This window comes from uncultured Kiloniella sp. (genome assembly GCF_937128705.1).
Classification (GTDB): Bacteria; Pseudomonadota; Alphaproteobacteria; order Kiloniellales; family Kiloniellaceae; genus Kiloniella.
Window position 1 is genome coordinate 1 of the sequence record NZ_CAKZMP010000222.1, and the last position, 1,804, is coordinate 1,804.

General features: G+C 46.2%; 1 protein-coding gene and 1 pseudogene. Both read right to left on the reverse strand.

What is annotated here, in order from left to right:
• A pseudogene (locus Q0241_RS11610) lies at positions 1–147 on the reverse strand (hypothetical protein); the annotation flags it as partial.
• Between the two features lie 214 nt (positions 148–361).
• Positions 362–1,804, reverse strand: a 1,443-nt coding sequence (locus tag Q0241_RS11615) for a hypothetical protein (RefSeq protein ID WP_299377523.1), incomplete at its 5' end; no start/stop codon positions are given.

Consider the following 1,804-nt stretch of genomic DNA (forward strand, 5'->3'; position numbering starts at 1 on the left):
GATTATATGGCCACCTCGACCCCCATCGCCGCCATCGGGACCTCCCTTGGTGATAAATTTCTCCCGATGCAGGTGCACAGAACCCTTGCCCCCATTGCCCGATTCGGCAAAGATCCTAACATAGTCTACGAAATTGCCTTCGGTCATTTATATTGTTTTGGGGGCTTTTAAAGATTGAATTGAGTTAAGTGGGTAACGAATCATCTATATAAAAAATGTAAATCGTTCAACGCTGGGCTTAGGTCAAAAACTAAAGAAAGGATGGAGAGAAGCTAGACCTGAATAAAGAAGCCCCGACTCTCCAGTCAGGGCTTGTGGATAGAAAACACCTGTATTTAATTAAATCACCTCAAACCAAAAACTAAATCAGGTTGTCTTGAATTTCTGCATAAGGGTAGCGTTGAGTTAATTGTACTCTGCGTGCAATCAAACGGTGTTCTGGATAATCGATCAGGAAAGAGCCAATCTTCTGATCGGTTTGTGCATTCAGTAAATCTTTGTAAAGACGCGCTGCATCCCGACCTATCGAAAGCGGTTGTTCCAGATTGTCCCCCGGCTCCTCACCTCTGGAACCCAACCGTGGTTCCAGCTTTTCTTCGGATACATACCAGAAGAAAACAGAGTTTGGATGATTGTCATAATCAACGGACAAGGCCCAGCTATAGTGTTTTTCCAATGCGATCAGAAGATCTGCAACACTTTGAGAACCATCAATACGGAAATTATCATTTTCTTCTGCATACATCACAGATGCATAAGCATCGACAATCTCAGCATGGGGTTCAAGCAGCAAACTCACAAGTAGTTCCTGCCCTTCCAGAGACAGTTCAACCTCTCCCCATCGATAAAGCTTATCCCACGGCAGATCATCCCCAACAAAAGTATCCAAGGATAATGAACTTAGTTTTTCAAGATCACGCCGCAGAACTGTTACGCGTTCGGCTTGTCTTTCATCCACCGTGAACCAACGATCCAGAGATAGGTGAGCACTTTCGAGATAAACTTCATAATGGTTTCTTGCCGCAGCTGTCATTGTAGGTAATGCGCGGATACGGGCTAATGCGCTTTCACGTGCATGTATCCAGCTGTGTAATAAGATTGGATGATTGACCAAAAATGGTGCCATACCCAAGCCAGTTGAATTACCAACACCCAAGCTACGTCGAATTTCAGGATCCAGTTTCACAGCTGTTTCAGGTGACCGATAGACCGCCATTTGTTCTACATAATCAGCGACAAAATTTCGAATAAGCCAAACCGCCAACATTTCAGCGCGGAACGGCCCTAGCATTTCAGAACGATTGGCTATCCGGTCACGATCCGCCATACCAAGCTTACCATTCCCGTAAACGGCAGTTGTCCGCATCAGATAACCAACTTTATTCAACTCGGTCTGATCTGGTTGTCTGCCTGCTGCCAGTTCACTGACAACATATTCGAACAGGCGTACGCTTTTATTAGCGCGAGAGAGAACAAGCTCGCTCTCCAAACACCGTCCGGCTTCCTGTTTCGGAACGTTCTGTGACAAACGCACAATATCATCTTCGCCGATCACACCGTCATAAAGGGCAAAGGTAGTGTCCCAAGCTTCTGCAATGACACGATCCGACCGCTTAGCGGGATCAAGATCATGGGCAAAGCAAACCATGCTATAGCTGCGTTCAGGTCCCTTTGCCACATAAACGGCAACACCTTCGCCTTGTTCATTAATGCGCCAGATCGGACAGTCAAAGGTCCAGTTATCACGCTTCAAGCGACGCATAACAGCGCGCATAAAGCTCAATCTCGTTTGATGGAAAGAGCC